The following is a 16813-nucleotide window of genomic DNA, read 5'->3' as shown; positions in this document are numbered from 1 at the left end:
CCATGGCACCAAACCTCCTCGTCTACACCCGCACAACCGCCTTCCGGCACGACTCCATCCCGGCCGCCGTGGCCGCCGTACGCACCCTCGGCGACTTCGAGGTGGACCACACCGAGGAGCCCGAGGCCTTCGAGCGGCCCCTGGACGAGTACGCGGCCGTAGTGTTCCTCTCCACCAGCGGCGAGGTGCTGACACCCACCGGGCGCGAGCGGCTCGCCGCGTACGTCGAGGCGGGCGGCGGGTTCGTCGGCATACACGCCGCGGCCTGTACGGAGTACGACTGGCCGTACTACGGCGAACTGCTCGGCACCTGGTTCGCCCAACACCCGGCGTACCAGCCCGGCAAGGCGACGGTCGAGGACCGAGACCACCCCGCGACCGAACACCTGCCAGCCGTATGGGACTTCACCGACGAGTGGTACGACTTCCGCACCAACCCCCGAGGCACGGCACGGGTACTGATATCCGCCGACGAGTCCTCGTACGAGGGCGGAGGAATGGGCGACGACCACCCGTTGGCGTGGTGCAGGGAGCATGGCGAGGGCAACGGCCGAGTCTTCTACACGGCTCTGGGCCACGCCGATGAGGCATACGAAGACCCGGACTTCCGCGCCCACCTGCGAGGAGGCATCACCTGGGCGGCACACCTGGACTGAGGGCGCGGGCGAACTCCGTTGCGCTGGGCGCGCCCCTTTTAGGGGCGCGGGGAACTGCGCGACCAGCCCCCACTGCCCCGCACCCAAAAACCAAACCTCAAGCCCCCAAGCCCGGCACACCCGTACTACCCCGCACAACCAACCGCGTAGACAACTCCGTACGCGTCCCCTCAGGCCGTTCCCCGGCCATCAACCGCACCAACAGCCCCACCGCAGCCCCCGCCATCTCCGACAACGGCTGCCGAACAGTGGTCAACGCAGGCGAGACCCACCGAGACTCCGGCAGGTCGTCGAACCCCACCACACTCACATCCTCCGGCACCTTCAACTTCCGCTCCGTCAAGGCCCGGTACACACCGAGCGCCATCTTGTCCGAGCACACGAACACCGCCGTCGGCGGCTCCGGCAGGTCCAGCAGCTCCTCCATCCGCCGGTGCGCGACCGTCTCGTCGAAGCTGCCATACCGGATGTACTCGGGTCGCAGGCGCACGCCCGCCGCGACGAGCGCCGAGCGATAGCCGGCCACCCTCGCGCTGCTGCACATCTTGCGTCGGTACCCGGCGATGACCGCGATGCGTTCATGGCCCAGGCCCAGCAGATGCTCCGCCGCCGTCACTCCGCCGTGCCAGTTGGCCGCGCCCACCGACACCACCCCCGGCGGCGGTTCCAGCACCGGGTCGATCATCACGAACGGGATGTGGTGCTGGTCGAGCCAGGCGTACTGCGACGGGGTCAGTTCGGCGAGGTTGAACAGGACGCCGGCGGAGCCACGGGTCGTCAGCTTGTCCAGCCAGCCGCGTTCCGGGCGCCCGCCCCGGGTCCGGGTCAGGCCCGCCGACACGACCACCTCCAGGCCCGCGTCGTGCGCCGCCTCCTCCACCCCGTGCAGGACCGCGCCCGACCAGGAGTTGTCCAGCGAGTGGACGATGAGATCGACCAGGCCGGGCGCCTTCGACGCGTCGAAGCGGGGTCGGCGGACATAGCCGAGCCGGTCCAGCGCCTCGGTGACCCGCCGCCGGGTCTCCGGCGCCACGTCCTCCCGGCCGTTCACGACCTTCGAGGCGGTCGGTACGGAGACCCCGGCCTCCCGGGCCACGACCGCCAGCGTGGGCCCGGTCGGCGCACTGCCGCCTCCGGTGCGGACCATCTGGAAACCGCCTCTCCGGCCCGCCCGAGGGCCATCGAAAGTTTCGAATAGCACTGCTCACACGACGGAAACATTGACCGCGTAGCAACCGGTTCCTACATTAAGCCCGCCTCAACACCGCGTGAAGACGTAGGAATTCAAAGGATCACGCCCACCGAAATTTTCGAAATACCGAACGCGAAAGCGACGAGGCATCACGACAGGAGAGATGTGGGGATGACGACCGCAGGCCCCCTCCGCAACCCCGTACTCCCCGGAATCGCCAACCCCGTACTCCCCGGGTTCCACCCGGACCCCAGCATCCTGAGGGTCGGCGCCGACTACTACCTCGCCACCTCCACCTTCGAGTGGTTCCCCGGCGTCCCCGTGCACCACTCGACGGACCTCGTCCACTGGACACCGGCCGGTCACATCCTGGACCGCGCCGACCTCCTCGACCTGGGCGGAGTCCCCGACTCGGGCGGAGTGTGGGCGCCCTCGCTGTCGTACCACGAGGGACGGTTCTGGATGGTCTACAGCATCGTCCGGACCGTCGGCTCCCCCTACAAGGACGTCGACAACTACCTGGTGACCGCCGAGTCGGTCGACGGCCCGTGGTCGGAACCGGTGTTCCTGAACTCCTCCGGGTTCGACCCGTCCTTCTTCCACGACGAGGACGGCCGCAGCTGGCTGCTCAACATGCAGTGGGACCCGCGCGAGGGGCACCCGTCGTTCGCCGGAATCCTGCTCCAGGAGTACGACGCCCGGAAGCAGGCCCTGATCGGACTGCCCCGGACGATCCTCACCCACGACGAGCTGATCGAGGGGCCCAACGTGTACCGGCGGGGCGGCTGGTACTACCTGATGCTCGCCGAGGGCGGCACCGGCTGGAACCACGGCATCCTCATGGCGCGCTCGCGCGAACTGACCGGACCTTACGAACTCGACCCCCAGGGCTCGCTTCTGACGACCCGTGACATTCCTGACTGGCCGCTACAGAAGGCAGGGCACGGGGAGTTGGTGTGCACGGAGGCGGGGGAGTGGTACCTCGCCCACCTCGCCTCGCGTCCCGTGGCCACCCCCGACGGACCACGCTGCGTACTCGGGCGGGAGACCTGCCTGCAACGCGTGACCTGGACGGACGACGGCTGGCTACGGCTCACGGACGGAGGCCGCCGGCCGAGCCTGGAGGTTCCGGCACCCAGCGGAGTCGAACCCTCAACCGCCGCTTCCGTAAAGGCCGTTGACCGCGACGACTTCGACACCTCCGCCCTCCCCGCCCACTGGAGCACCCTCCGCGTCCCCGCCACCCCCGACTGGCTCACCCTCACCGAGCGCCCCGGTCATCTGCGGCTGCGCGGCAGACAGAGCCCGCACTCCCGCCACGACCAGAGTCTGGTCGCGCGCCGGCTGACCTCGGTGCGCTGCGAGGCGGCGACGGTGGTCGACTTCCGCCCCGCCCACTTCACCCAACTGGCAGGTCTCATCTGCTGGTACGACACCACCCAGCACTACTACCTGCGCCTCACCCACGCCGAGGGCAGGGGCAGGGTGCTAGGCATCGTCTTCACCGACGACGGGGCGTACGGGGAACTCCCGGAGTACCAACTCGACGTCGACGACTGGCCGTTGGTGCACCTGCGCGCCCGCTTCGACCACGCCGAACTCCGCTTCTCCGCCTCCCCGGACGGCACGGACTGGCGGCCGGTCGGGCCCGTCCTCGACGCGTCGAAACTCTCCGACGACTACGGCCAACGCCTGCGCTTCACCGGCGCGTTCGTCGGCGTCTGCGCCCAGGACCTCGGCGGCACCCGCACCCCGGCGGACTTCGACTGGTTCGACGTACGGGAACTCGCAGAGACGTAGGACACGTAAGAAACCGGTTGTTGGGCCGACTCGTGTCAACGACGTCAACCAGTCTTTTCGAAAGTCGCCGAGACTCTTGACGCCGTTTGTCGGCAGGAAGAAGCTCTGCGACGACGTATGCCAACCGGTTGTCATCCCTGACCGTTGTTTGCCGTATCCCGAACAAGTCACAGCAGGAGGTGGGACGTTCATGCACGCACAGGCCGCCGGTACACACCCGAGCCGGCGCCGGTTTCTCGCCCTCTCGGCGGCCGGTGGTGCGGCGGTCGGCGCGACGGCGCTGAGCGGCTGCGCCCTGCGGGTCGCCGGTGCGGCCACGGGTGGTGGTGAGTCCATCACCATGATGGTCAAACTCGACGACATCTCCACGGAGTTGATCCAGCAGGCGCAGCGCGAGCTGGGCATAGGCATCACTGTCGTACAGGACGACATCACCCGGCTGATCGCGATGCTCACCAGCGGCAACCCGCCGGACCTGGTGCGTGGGGTCGGCGCCCTGGACGCGCCGTTCTACGCGGCCCGGGGTGTCGCCGAGAACCTGGACCCGTACTTCGCCAAGTCCACGGTTCTCAGGGTGGAGGACCTCGATCCGGCCAACGACCTGTGGCGGTTCGACGGCACCACCCAGGGCAAGGGTCCCCGCTACGGCATGGCGAAGGACTTCTCCCAGGACGGGATGTTCTGGTTCAACACCGCCCAGTTCGACCGGGCGGGCGTGGACTACCCGTCCGAGACCGAGCCGATCACGTACGAGGAGTGGTCGGAGAAGGCCGGCCGTCTGGTCGTACGGAAGAACGGTCAGACCACCGTCTACGGCGGCAGCTACAACGGCGTGAACGTCGTCATCCTGCTGACGAATCTGGTCGCCGCCGCCGGAGGCAGCCTCTTCTCCGCCGACTTCACTCGCGTCGACTTCACCACTCCCGAGGCCCGCAGGGCCCTGACCTGGTACGTCGACTACGCCAAGGCCAAGGTCGGGCCGAGCCTCATCCAGCCCAACCCCGACTCCTGGGACGGGCCGACCTATGTCGCGAACCGGATGGCCATGTCGGGCAGCGGCTACTGGCTGGGCGGCATGATCAACGCCGAGCCGAAGATCGCCGAGGTGTCCCGGCTCGCGCCCGCCCCCGTCTTCGAGGGCGGCCCCCGGATCAGCTCCTGCCAGGCCGGCACCGGTATGTGGATGCCGAGGAAGGCGCGGAACAAGGACGCCGCCTGGCGGGTCTTCGAGTGGTTCTTCGGCGAGGGGCCGGCCAAGTCCCGTGCGGAGGGCGGCTGGGGGATTCCGACGCTGAAGTCGCTGCGGCCGCTGATGCCGCAGAAGGAGGAGTACCAGAAGCGGGTCTTCCGGGTGCAGGAAGCCGAGTTGAAGCATTTCTCGGTCACCCCCTTCACTCCCTACGCCAAGTGGGACGCGCTCGAAGCCCTGATCAACCAGGTCATGCCGGCCGCGATGAACGGCCGGATCTCCGTCGACACCCTCGCCGGACGCCTCAACGCGTCGGTCAACGAGCAGCTCAAGCGCGGTAAGGAGCAGGTGGGATGACCGTCGGTCAGATACCCGAAGCCGTACGGCGGCCCCGGCTGCCGGGCGGCGCCCGTACCGATGCCGGTGCCGTCCGCTCCGGCGGCCTGCCCCGGACCTCCGTGACCGCCCGCAGGCACCGGGCGTTCTATCTCTTCACCGCGCCCTGGATCATCGGCTTCCTGCTGCTGACCGTCGGGCCGATGGCGTACGCGCTGTGGCTGAGTTTCACCACCTTCGACGGGATCTCCCCGAACTGGAGCTTCGTCGGCTTCGACAACTACCGCGAGCTGCTGTCCGACCAGGTGACCTGGGACTCGCTGAGCCGGGCCGGGGTGTTCGCCCTCACCTCGGTGCCGCTGTCGATCGTCGCCGGGCTCGCGCTGGCGGTCCTGGTCAACCGCCCTTTGCGAGCACGGGGGTTGTGGCGCACGCTGTTCTATCTGCCGGCCGTCGTACCGCCGGTGGGCGCGGGCCTCGTCTTCAAGGCGCTGTTCAACCGCGACTCGGGCGCCGCCAACGGTGTCCTGGGCGTCGTCGGCATCGACGCCGTCGCCTGGCTGGACGATCCGTACGCCCGGTACGTGATCCTGATGGCGGTGCTGTGGGCCGCCGGAAACGTCATGATCATCTCGCTGGCCGGGCTCCAGGACGTACCCCGTGAACTCCACGAGGCGGCCCGGATCGACGGCGCGAGCGCCTGGCGGACCTTCCGCAGCGTCACCGTGCCGCTGCTCTCGCCGGTGCTGCTGTTCCAGGCGGTGACCGGGATGATCGCCTCGGTCCAGACGATCATGCCGCTGCTGATCGCGTCGAACCCCACGCCCGCCGGAGTCACCGCGATTCCGCAGACCAACTACATGTACATGATGCACGTGTTCGCGGAGTACTTCGCGCTCGGCCGCTACGGCTACGCCTCCGCGCTCCTGTGGGTTCTCTTCGTCCTGATCCTCATCGCGACCGGTCTGATCTTCAAGCTCACCTCCGGTGTGGTGTTCTACAACGTCGATCCGGAGGCGAAGAAGTGACCGCCACCACCACCGCCACCACACCGAGGAACGACGGCTCCGCAGCCCGCGTGCGGATACGTACGTCCCGACTCGTCCTCTACACCGTCCTCGTCGTGATCACCGGCCTGATGATCGGCCCCTTCGGCTGGCTGATCATCACCGGGCTGAAGACCACGCCCGAACTCGCCGCGTCCCCGGTGCACTGGCTGCCGGACAGCATCCAGTGGCACAACTTCGCCGACGCCTTCACCCAGATCGACTTCCTCGGCTACGCCCGCAACTCCCTCATCATCGCCCTGATCTACGCCACCCTCGTCACCCTCAGCTCCGCCTGGGTCGGCTTCGGCTTCGCCCGGCTGGACGCGCCCGGCAAGAAGGTGCTGTTCGGCATCCTGCTCGGCTCGATGATGCTGCCGCAGATGATCACGCTCTTCCCGACCTACCTCATCTTCGCCAAGGTCGGCATGGTCGACACGTACTGGCCGTGGGTGCTGTGGGGACTGTCGGCGGCGCCCTATCTGGTCTTCCTGTTCCGGCAGTTCTTCGCCGGGATGCCAAGGGAGCTGGAGGAGGCCGCGATCATCGACGGCTGCGGCTACGCGACGATCTTCTGGCGGATCTTCCTGCCGCAGTCCCGGCCCGTGCTCGCCGCGAGCTTCGTGATCGCCTTCACCTGGAGCTGGGGCGACTTCATCGCTCCGATGCTGCTGCTGTCCAGCGACCGCACCACGCTCTCCGTCGCGATCATGACGCAGTACATCACCCCGGGCGGGCTCCCCGTGAACAACCTGCTGGCCGCCGGGTCCGTGATGTACGTCGTGCCGATCCTGCTGATCTTCCTGATCGCCCAGCGCGGTTTCGTCGCCGGGATGTCGACCACCGGCCTCAAGTGACCTTCCTGACCTCTCCTTTCATCTCTGCCTCTCCGTCCCGCAAGGAGTTCCGGATGAACCCGTTCCTGTCCCGCCGTACCGCCCTCCAGGCGGCCGGCGCCACCGCGCTCGCGGCCGGTCTCACCAACCTGACGGCCACGACGGCCCGGGCGGACGAGGCCGCTGCGGCGCCGACGCTCGTCACCTACCCCCGCCCGTCCGCCATGCCGACCAACACCAGCTTCAAGGTGCGGGTCCGTACCGTTCCCGACGGCGAGTGGCAGACCCTCGACATCTGGCGGCCCCAGCTGGGGGAGATCAACCCCACCACCGGGTCGAGCAAGATCTACAACTCCTCGCTGGCGTACTTCGACTTCCAGGGCTCCGTCGAGATCGAGGTCACCTACCTCAAGGGTGGTACCACCAAGGCCCGCGTGAGACCGGACTCGTACGGCATCACGCCCGAACTCCTCGGTGACACCCTGCGGTTCACGCTCGACCGGCCGCGCAACGTCGTCGTCCAGATCAACGACGACATCTTCGACTGTCTCCACCTGTTCGCCCGCGCGGTCGAGAAGAAGCGCCCCTCGGCGGACGACCCGAACGTCATCTACTACGGCCCCGGCGTCCACACCACGGCCGACGGCACCCTGCTCGTTCCCTCCGGCAAGACCGTGTACCTCGACGGCGGTGCCGTCCTCAAGGCGACCGTGATCTTCCGCGACGTGGAGCACGCGGGGATCGCCGGTCGGGGCGTGCTCGCGGGGACGGCGGGTGGTGGGGCCCTAGTGGAGAACGCGCGGAACATCTCCATCGGCGCGGTCACCGTCCTCAACCCCAACGGTTACGCCGTCCAGTTGGGCGAGGCCACGGGCGTCACGATCAAGGGTCTCGGTTCCTTCAGCTCCAAGGGCTGGGGCGACGGCATCGACGTCTTCTGCAGCAGCAACGTCGTCATCGACGGCGTCTTCATGCGCAACTCCGACGACTGCATCGCCATTTACACCCACCGCTGGGAGTACTACGGCGACACCACCAACATCACCGTCCGCAACTCCACCCTCTGGGCGGATGTCGCCCACCCCATCAACGTCGGTACGCACGGCAACACCGACAACCCCGAGGTGCTGAAGAACCTCACCTTCAGGAACCTCGACATCCTGGACCACCGGGAGCCCCAGATGGGCTACCAGGGCTGCATCGCCCTCAACGCCGGTGACAGCAACCTCATCAAGAACGTGAAGGTCGACAACGTCCGTGTCGAGGACTTCCGTTGGGGCCAGCTCATCCATATGCGGATCATGTACAACACGAAGTACAACACCTCGGTCGGCCGTGGCATCCAGAACGTCCACGTCAAGGACCTCTCCTACACGGGCAAGCCGCTCGCCACGTGTCTGCTGCTCGGCTACGACGCCAAGCACGCGATCAAGGACGTGACCTTCGAGAACCTCGTCGTCAACGGCACGGTGATCGCCGACTCGATGAAGAAGCCGACCTGGTACCTCACCACCGACACCATCCCGATGCACACGAACGAGCATGTGACGAACCTCCGCTTCCTCACCACCGCCGAGGCAGAGGCAGAGGCAGAGGCGGCAGCGGCCTCATGACGACCTCCCCACTCAGCCGCCGGGGCTTCCTCGGCGGCAGCGGTGCCACGGCCCTGCTGCTGGCCTCGGGCGGGATCGGGATCGCCGCCCTCCCCGGCCCGGCCTGGGCGGCAGCTCGTCAACGCACCTTCGCTCACCCGGGGTTGCTGCACAGCTCCACCGACCTCACCCGGATGAAGGACGCGGTCGCGGCGCAGCAGTCCCCGGTGTACGAGGGCTACTTGGCGCTCGCCGCCCACGCCCGCTCCAAGTCGACGTACGCCGTGCAGAACACCGGCCAGATCACCTCCTGGGGCCGTGGCCCGGCCAACTTCATGAACCAGGCCGTCGCGGACTCGGCAGCCGCCTACCAGAACGCCCTCGTGTGGTGCGTGACCGGCGACCGCGCCCACGCCGACAAGGCCCGCGACATCCTCAACGCCTGGTCGGCCTCGCTCACCGCCGTCACGGGCGCCGACGGACCGCTCGGCGCGGGCCTGCAGGCCTTCAAATTCGTCAATGCGGCCGAACTCCTGCGCCACGGCGGCGACTACGACGGCTGGACGGCCGCCGACATCGCCCGCTGCGAGGCGTCCTTCCTGAACGTCTGGTATCCAGCCGTCTCCGGCTACATGCTCTACGCCAACGGCAACTGGGATCTGACGGCCCTTCAAACCATCCTGGCTATCGGCGTGTTCTGCGAGGAACCAACCCTCTTCGAGGACGCCCTGCGGTACTTAGCGGCAGGCGCCGGCAACGGCTCCGTCGCGCACCGCATCGTCACCGACGCCGGCCAGGGCCAGGAGAGCGGCCGGGACCAGGGCCACGAACAGCTCGCCGTCGGCCTGCACGCCGACGCCGCCCAGGTCGCCTGGAACCAGGGCGTCGACCTGTACGGCCACGACGACAACCGTCTCCTCGCCAACGTCGAGTACGCCGCCCGCTACAACCTGGGCAACGCCGTTCCCTTCACCCCCGACCTCGACCGCACCGGCAAGTACATCAAGACAACGGTGTCGGACAAGGTCCGAGGAACCCTGCCCCCGATCTACGAGATGGCGTACGCGCACTACGCGGGCGTACGAGGCCTGGACACCCCGTACACGAAGGCCGCCGTCTTCAGGGGGACGGGTGGCGCCCGCCTGATCGAGGGCAGCAACGACGACCTGCCCAGCTGGGGCACCCTGACCTTCGCGGGCACGACGGCCCCCGACTCGACCGTCCCCACAGCCCCGGCGGGCGTCATGGCACTCGGCACGGACGACACGATCACCGTCTCCTGGCTCCCGTCGGCGTGGGCGACCGGTTACACGGTCCGGCGGGCCACCCGTCCCGAGGGCCCGTACGAGACGATCGCCGACGCCGTCACCACCGACACGTACACGGACCGGGACGTCCACCGCGGCCGGACCTACTACTACACGGTCATCGCCACGAACTCCCTTGGTACGACTGGAACTTCGGGCTGGGCGTCGGCAAGCGCCGGCCTGCCCGCGCCCTGGTCCAGCCAGGACGTGGGGGAGACGGGCGTCCCCGGTTCGGCGGTCTTCGACGGTGAACGGTTCGTGCTGGAGGCGGGTGGTACGGCGGACAGCCACCGACTGGCCCATGTGCCCCTGCGCGGCGACGGCACCGTCACCGCGCGGATCGTCTGGCCGCTCAGCTCCCAGTACTCCAAGGTCGGCGTCACCCTGCGCGCCTCCCTCGACGCCGCCGCCTCGCACGCGTCGATGCTGATCCAGGGTCTGCCGCTGCACACCTGGAGCGGTGTGTGGACCGTACGCCAGGGGACGGGAGGGATGATCTCCGCGACCGGCAGCACCCCCGTTCCGCCCTCGCAGCAGCAGGCGATCACCACGGCCGCCTCCTTCCCGATCTCCGACCTCGGCACGCTCCCCGAGTCGGCGACGCCACTGGAAGCGCCCTACGTCGAAGGCGCCGGCGACGGCTACCGGCTGCGGGCTCCCTACTGGGTCCGTGTCGAGCGCAAGGGCCGCCGCTGTACGGGGTCCATCTCCCCGGACGGTGAGCACTGGACCCAAGTCGGCGTCACCGAGGTCGAGTTGGGGCGCACGGTGTACGCCGGGCTCACCCTCACCTCCTGCCTGGGCATCGACGCGGAGTACGCCGAGACCGGCACCGGCGCCTTCGACAACGTCCAGGTGACCTCGGCATCCGGGCCCGTCTGGTGCGCGCCCCGCCCCCGGCGCACCGCCACCGATCTACGGGCGGCCACCGCAGCCGACGCCGTCGAGCTGACGTGGACCGACCCCGACCTGTCGGCGCGGTACTCGGTGCTGCGGGCCACGCGTCCCCAGGGGCCGTACGAGAGTGTCGCCACCGGTGTCGGACCGGTCGGGTTCGGCACCCGGGTGCGGTACGCCGACGCGACCGGGGTGCCCGGACGGACGTACCACTATGCCGTCGCCAAGGCCAACTCCGGTGGCCGTGGCCCGCGTTCGGCGCCTGCCGCCGCCGTGATGCCGGTGCCGTCCGTGCCGGAGGCGCTGTCGGCGGGCACGGCGTTCGCCAACGTGGGCGTTCCGTTCCGGTATCTGATCCGGGCCTCGCACAAGCCGGTGCGGTTCTCCGCCGGCGGGCTGCCGAAGGGGCTGCACCTGGACCGGCGTACCGGGCTGGTCTCCGGAACGCCCGCCGAGAGCGGGGAGTTCGCCGTCACCACGGCCGCGAGCAACGCCTCCGGCACGGCGACGGCCACCCTCACGGTCACCGTCTCCACACCGCCGCCCGCCCCCTGGACGTACGGCGACCTCGGCGATGTGGTCGTGGACGAACGGGAGTTGGGGACGTACGGCGTGGTCGCGGTACGCACGCCCGGCTCGACCTCGTACAAGGAGGACGACGGGGATGGGACCTTCGTCGTACGCGGTGCCGGGACCGATCTGAACGTCAACGGGCAGGGTATGACCGGGCAGTTCGTCCGGCGGCCGGTCACCGAGGACAGTGTCCTCACCGCCCGGCTGGTCTCCCGTACCGGAGCCACGACCGCCGACCGGGTCGGGCTGCTCATGGCCAAGTCCCTGTCACCGTTCGACCAGGCGGCCGGGGCGATCGTCACCAGCGGTACCACCGCACAGCTGATGCTCCGGAAGACCGTGGCCGGAGCCTCCGCCTTCACCGGGACCGCCACTCCCGCCCTCCAACTGCCCTGCCTGCTACGGCTGAAGCGCGTCGGGACCGCCTTCTCCGCAGCCTTCTCCACCGATGACGGCGTCAGCTGGACCCCCCTCGCCGAGGGAGAGATCCCCGGCTTCGGCGACGCCGCCTACTACGTGGGCCTCGTGGTCTGCTCCCGCGACCCCCTGGCCCGCTGCACCTCGTACTTCGACGAGGTGAGCATCACCCCCACCTGAATCCCCCATGGGATTGGAGATGCATCGCAATGAGCCGCGAACACCCCCACAACCCAACCGAGAACCTAACCAAGAGCCCGACCAATGGCCCAACCGGGTTGAGCCGACGGGGTCTTCTGAGGTCCGCCGGTGGTCTCACCGCCGCGCTCGCCGTGGGCGCGTCGGCCGCCACGCTCACGGCCCCCTCCGCCCAGGCCGCACCCGCGACCTTCACCCACCCCGGCATGCTCCACGCCTACGGTGAACTCAACCGCGCCAAGGTCCGGGTCGCCGCCGGTACCGACCCCTGGCTCTCCGGCTGGAACCGTCTCACCGCCAACTCCCACTCGGCGTCGACCTGGACGGCCCGGCCGCAGGCCACGATCATCCGGGGCGGCACCGGCGAGAACTACGGCATCCTCTACAACGACATCCACGCCGCCTACCAGAACGCCCTGCGCTGGAAGATCGCGGGCACAACGGCCAACGGGGATACGGCAGTTGCCATCCTCAACGCCTGGGCGTCCACCCTCACCAGCGTCACCGGCAACGCCGACCGCTTCCTGGCCGCCGGGATCTACGGCTACCAGTTCGCCAACGCCGCCGAACTCATGCGCGGCTACGGCGGGTTCGACCTCGCCGCCTTCCAGGAGATGATGCTCAACGTCTTCTACCCGCTCAACAACCAGTTCCTCACCGGCCACAACGACGCCTGCATCACCAACTACTGGGCCAACTGGGACCTCTGCAACATGAACTCGATCCTCGCGATCGGGATCCTGTGCGACGACGCGGCCAAGTACGACCAGGCCGTGAACTACTTCAAGACCGGTGCCGGAAACGGTTCCATCGCCCACGCCGTGCCGTACCTCTACACCGACTCCGACGGCTATGCCCTCGGCCAGTGGCAGGAGTCCGGGCGCGACCAGGGGCACACCATGATGGGCATGGGCCAGATGGGTGCCTTCTGCGAGATGGCCTGGGCCCAGGGCGACGACCTGTACGGCTACGACAGCAACCGGTTCATGAAGGCCGCCCAGTACGTCGCCAAGTACAACCTGGGCAACGACGTCCCGTTCACCACCTACACCTGGGGCACCGGCCAGAACTGCTCCCAGTCGTCGCAGACCGTGATCTCGTCCGCGAGCCGGGGCCAGGTCCGCCCGGTCTGGGACATCCTCTACTACCACTACGCCAAGCGGCGCGGCCTGTCCGTCCCGTACATCCAGGCGATGGCCGAGAGCGTCCGGCCCGAGGGCGGGGGAGGTGACTACGGCACGACGAGCGGCGGCTTCGACCAGCTCGGTTTCGGGACGGTGATGTACGCCAAATAGCCGCTTCATCACCCACCGAATGGCTTCTTCCGCGGGAATACCGCCAGGTCATGTGTTGCTCTGATCTGAACGGTTCACGCGCGGCGGCGAGGGAGCTGGTGGGCAGATGACGGCAGAACCGACGGAGTCCGTGGAGCAGCCCGTCGTGCGGACGCCCTACGGAGACGTCCGCGGCAGATACGAGCGACGCGAGGGCTCCGGGGACGGCCACGGGGGACACGAGGGCGACCGGATCGCCGTGTTCCGTGGCATCCCGTACGCCGCCTCGCCCTTCGGCCCGCTCCGGTTCCGGCCGCCCGTGCCGCCCACCCCCTGGGACGGGGTGCGCGACGCGGGCGGCTTCGGTCCCACCGCGCCGAAACCGCCGTACTCCGAGGCCTTCGCCCGGCTGCTGTCGGACCCGGTGGTCCCCGGCGACGACTGCCTCAACCTCAACGTCTGGACACCTGAGCTGGGCAGAGACGCGCGGCTTCCGGTCATGGTGTGGATCCACGGCGGCGCCCTGACCCGTGGCTCCTCGGCCGTCCCCGTCTACGACGGCCATGCCTTCGCCCGCGACGGCGTGGTCTTCGTCTCGGTCAACTACCGCCTGGGCGTGGAGGGTTACGGCCTCTTCCCGGACGCGCCGCCCAACCCCGGCCTGCGCGACCAGCTCGCCGCGCTGGAGTGGGTACGGGCGTCCATCGCGGCCTTCGGCGGCGACCCCGACCGGGTCACCGTCTTCGGCCAGTCGGCCGGCGCGATCAGCATCGGCGCGCTGCTCGCCGCTCCCCGCGCCCAGGGGCTCTTCCGGCGGGCGGTGCTGCAGAGCGGGCCGCCCGAGGTGAGCGACCGCGACAAGGTACGGCGGATGGTGCGCCGGATGGCGACCCGGCTGAAGATCCCGGCGACCGCCGAGGCCTTCGCCGCCGTCGACCGCGAGCTGCTGCTGCGCGTCCAGGGCGAGGTCGGCCGACTGAGCAGCCCGGTGCTCGGCGGGCCCGCCTTCGGCATCGTCGTCGACGGCGACCTCGTACCCCGCGACCCCCTGGAAGCCCTCGTCGAGGGAGCCGCCGCCGACGTCGACCTGATGCTGGGCTGGACCCGGGACGAGTACCGGCTCTGGCTGGTGCCGGGCGGGCTCCTGGAACGCGTCGACCGGCTCGGCGCGGTCGCCCTGGCCGGTGCCATGGCCCGCTGCCGCTGCGGCCCCGAGGTCCCGCGCGGCTACCGCACCCTGCACCCCGCCGCCGGCACCGCCGACCTCGTCGGCCAGCTGGTCACCGACCACCTGCTCCGCGTACCGCTGCACCGCCTCGCGGACGCCCGGCACGGCGGTGGGACCTATGCGTACGAGTTCGCCTGGCCGTCCACCGAGCCCGGTCTGGGCGCCTGCCACGCCCTCGAACTGGGATTCGTGTTCGACACCCGCGAGGCGCCCGAGTCGGCCAAGCTCGCGGGCGAGGGCGCCCCGCAGGATCTCGCCGAGGCCATGCACACGGCGTGGGTGCGCTTCGCCGTCGACGGCGACCCGGGCTGGCAGCCCTGGGACGCCTCGCACCCGGTGCGCGTCTTCGGCGACGGCGACCCGCACACCGTACGAGGCCCACGGGACCGCGAACTCGCCCTGTGGGCGGCCGACCGCACCCCCGCACCACCAGGGCTCACCCCGGCATCGGCCCTTTCGCTCGGCTCGCGTATGCGTGCAGTGGAGTCCCGGTCGGTCGTACGGCGTCTCCGGCTCCCCGGCAGTGTCCCGAGGCGCTGACCACCGGCCGCCCCCAGGTGGCAGGTGTGCCGCCCGCGACGGCGAAACGCCAGCTCACACCCGTACACGACGGTCACCGGGGTGGCGCAACACTGCCGCAACACCAAGGCGGGCGAGGCGCGGATACGGTCCGGGGGAAACGTACCCCCGCCCCTCTGGGAGCCCCCGATACCCGCCGACCGCCCTCGCGAACACACCGCGCCCGTCGCGGCAGCGCGGCGCCGTCGGCTGCGTGCGGACCGGGCACGGCAGCTCGCCGACCTGCTGCGCCACCAGCTCCTGACCGAGGGCTTCCCCGACGGCGTACTCCCTCATGAGGACGCCATCGGCGTCGACTACGGCGCGTCCCGCAACACCGTGCGCCAGGCACTGGACCTGCTGCGCACCGAACAGCTGGTCGAACGGTTGCCCGGGGTCGGGACGGTCGTCACCTGTCAGAAGTACCCGCACGGTCTGGACCGGCTGATGGGGCTCGCGGAGACCCTGCACGAGCACGGCCATGTCACCAACGAGGTCCGCACCATGAGCCCGGTCCCCGCACCCGGCCCGGTCGCCGACCGGCTCGGACTGCCGCCGGGCGCCGAGGTGCTGTACGTGGAGCGGCTGCGCCGCCTCGGCGGGGTGCCGCTGTCGCTGGACCTCACCTACATCCCGATGGACATCGGCGTCGAACCCCTCGGCGCCGACCTGGAGAACACCGACGTCTTCCGGCTCCTGGAACAGATCACCGGCAGCCGCCTGGGCACCCCCGAGATCACCCTGGAGGCCGTCACCGCCGACGCGCACTCCGCCGCCGTACTGGAGGCGCCGCGCGGAGCGGCCGTACTGATGCTGGAGCGGCTCACCTGTCTGTCCGACGGGCGGCCCGTGGACCTGGAGTTCATCCGCTTCCGGGGCGACCGGATCACCATGCGCGGACTGCTGCACCGGTCCACCTGACCCACTCCAACTCCCTTTCTGTACCCACTTTCACCCACTTCCCGGCGACAGCCATGCCTCTCGTCCCCCAGCGTGCCGACGTGCCCGTCACGATCGACGAGTCCAAGTGCATCGACGGCTGCACCCTCTGCGTCGACATGTGTCCGCTGGACTCCCTCGCCATCGACCCGGACACCAGCAAGGCGTACATGCACGTCGACGAGTGCTGGTACTGCGGCCCGTGCGCCGCCCGCTGCCCCACGGGCGCGGTCACCGTCAACATGCCCTACCTCCTCCGGTGAAAGGTCATCCTCCCGATGGACAGCACGACGGACAGCGCGGCGGCCACGGACATCCCCGCCCTCCATGACGCCGACGAGATCGTCAACCAGGCCACCGTCCGCCAGACCGCGACGCGTGGCTTCGCGATGGTGCAGCGACTGGAGTCGTACGGCGTGAAGTTCGAGAAGGACGAGCACGGTGAGTACGCGGTCCGTCAGGTCCACCGCTCGGGCTCGTACTTGCTGCCGATGCCCGAGGGCAAGGACGTCAAGAAGGTCCTCTACCGGCAACTCCGCCGCCGCGAGATGCGCGAACGCATCCGGATCGAGAACCGTGTGATGCCGGTACGGGTCCTCACGGCGGAGGGACTGGCAGGTCCGTTCGGGCGCGGCGACGGCATTGGGTGCGGCGGCACCGGAGTTGGCGGTGCCCGCCCTGGCGGAGGCGCTGTCCGCAAGGCCGCCGTACGGGCGTTGCGCCGCCACGACGGCCGCCCGGGGGTCGCGGAGGCGCTCGCCTCGGTGACGGGGGA

General features: G+C 69.5%; 12 protein-coding genes and 1 pseudogene. 12 read left to right on the top strand and 1 reads right to left on the bottom strand.

Features of this window, described 5'->3' with window-relative positions:
- Positions 1–2: 2 nt before the first annotated feature.
- Positions 3–656: a ThuA domain-containing protein gene (locus ACWDR4_RS09635; RefSeq protein WP_450406129.1), complete on the top strand. Its 654-nt coding sequence runs from the start codon at positions 3–5 to the stop codon at positions 654–656.
- Positions 657–753: 97 nt separating this feature from the next.
- On the opposite strand, the gene ACWDR4_RS09630 is transcribed toward ACWDR4_RS09635, so the two are convergent.
- Positions 754–1803 carry a LacI family DNA-binding transcriptional regulator gene (locus ACWDR4_RS09630; protein WP_450406126.1) on the bottom strand — a complete coding sequence of 350 codons (1050 nt, stop codon included), beginning with the start codon at positions 1801–1803 and terminating at the stop codon, positions 754–756.
- 216 nt (positions 1804–2019) lie between these two features.
- Between ACWDR4_RS09630 and ACWDR4_RS09625 the strand changes: the two genes are divergently transcribed.
- The 11 genes and pseudogenes from ACWDR4_RS09625 to ACWDR4_RS09575 form a co-directional block, all read left to right on the top strand.
- The gene (locus tag ACWDR4_RS09625) at positions 2020–3648 is read left to right on the top strand and encodes a glycoside hydrolase family 43 protein (protein WP_450406123.1); all 1629 of its coding nucleotides are present in this window, start codon (positions 2020–2022) and stop codon (positions 3646–3648) included.
- Positions 3649–3838: 190 nt separating this feature from the next.
- Complete coding sequence (locus ACWDR4_RS09620; RefSeq protein ID WP_450406121.1) at positions 3839–5194, top strand: extracellular solute-binding protein; 1356 nt, start codon at positions 3839–3841, stop codon at positions 5192–5194.
- Positions 5191–6201, top strand: a complete 1011-nt coding sequence (locus tag ACWDR4_RS09615) for a carbohydrate ABC transporter permease (protein WP_450406118.1) — start codon at positions 5191–5193, stop codon at positions 6199–6201. Before ACWDR4_RS09620 ends, ACWDR4_RS09615 begins: the two co-directional genes overlap by 4 nt.
- On the top strand, positions 6198–7076 hold the full coding sequence (locus ACWDR4_RS09610; RefSeq protein WP_450406116.1) for a carbohydrate ABC transporter permease: 879 nt from the start codon (positions 6198–6200) through the stop codon (positions 7074–7076). The genes ACWDR4_RS09615 and ACWDR4_RS09610 overlap by 4 nt, the downstream gene beginning before the upstream one ends.
- 53 nt (positions 7077–7129) lie before the next feature.
- Positions 7130–8668 carry a glycosyl hydrolase family 28 protein gene (locus tag ACWDR4_RS09605; RefSeq protein ID WP_450406114.1) on the top strand — a complete coding sequence of 513 codons (1539 nt, stop codon included), beginning with the start codon at positions 7130–7132 and terminating at the stop codon, positions 8666–8668.
- On the top strand, positions 8665–12021 hold the full coding sequence (locus ACWDR4_RS09600; protein ID WP_450406111.1) for a putative Ig domain-containing protein: 3357 nt from the start codon (positions 8665–8667) through the stop codon (positions 12019–12021). The genes ACWDR4_RS09605 and ACWDR4_RS09600 overlap by 4 nt, the downstream gene beginning before the upstream one ends.
- 29 nt (positions 12022–12050) lie before the next feature.
- Positions 12051–13334, top strand: a complete 1284-nt coding sequence (locus ACWDR4_RS09595; RefSeq protein WP_450406110.1) for an alginate lyase family protein — start codon at positions 12051–12053, stop codon at positions 13332–13334.
- A gap of 106 nt (positions 13335–13440) precedes the next feature.
- Positions 13441–15081 (top strand): carboxylesterase/lipase family protein, encoded by a 1641-nt coding sequence (locus ACWDR4_RS09590; RefSeq protein WP_450406108.1) that lies wholly within the window; start codon positions 13441–13443, stop codon positions 15079–15081.
- A 168-nt stretch (positions 15082–15249) separates the two neighbouring features.
- Positions 15250–16020 (top strand): GntR family transcriptional regulator, encoded by a 771-nt coding sequence (locus tag ACWDR4_RS09585; RefSeq protein ID WP_450406219.1) that lies wholly within the window; start codon positions 15250–15252, stop codon positions 16018–16020.
- Positions 16021–16073: 53 nt separating this feature from the next.
- Positions 16074–16301: a 4Fe-4S dicluster domain-containing protein gene (locus tag ACWDR4_RS09580; protein WP_006376935.1), complete on the top strand. Its 228-nt coding sequence runs from the start codon at positions 16074–16076 to the stop codon at positions 16299–16301.
- Between the two features lie 72 nt (positions 16302–16373).
- Positions 16374–16655, top strand: a pseudogene (locus tag ACWDR4_RS09575) (fumarate reductase/succinate dehydrogenase flavoprotein subunit); the annotation flags it as partial.
- Between the last annotated feature and the right edge of the window lie 158 nt (positions 16656–16813).

Source organism: Streptomyces sp. NPDC000878, from assembly GCF_053599695.1.
This window is presented reverse-complemented; position numbering and strand designations above follow the sequence as displayed.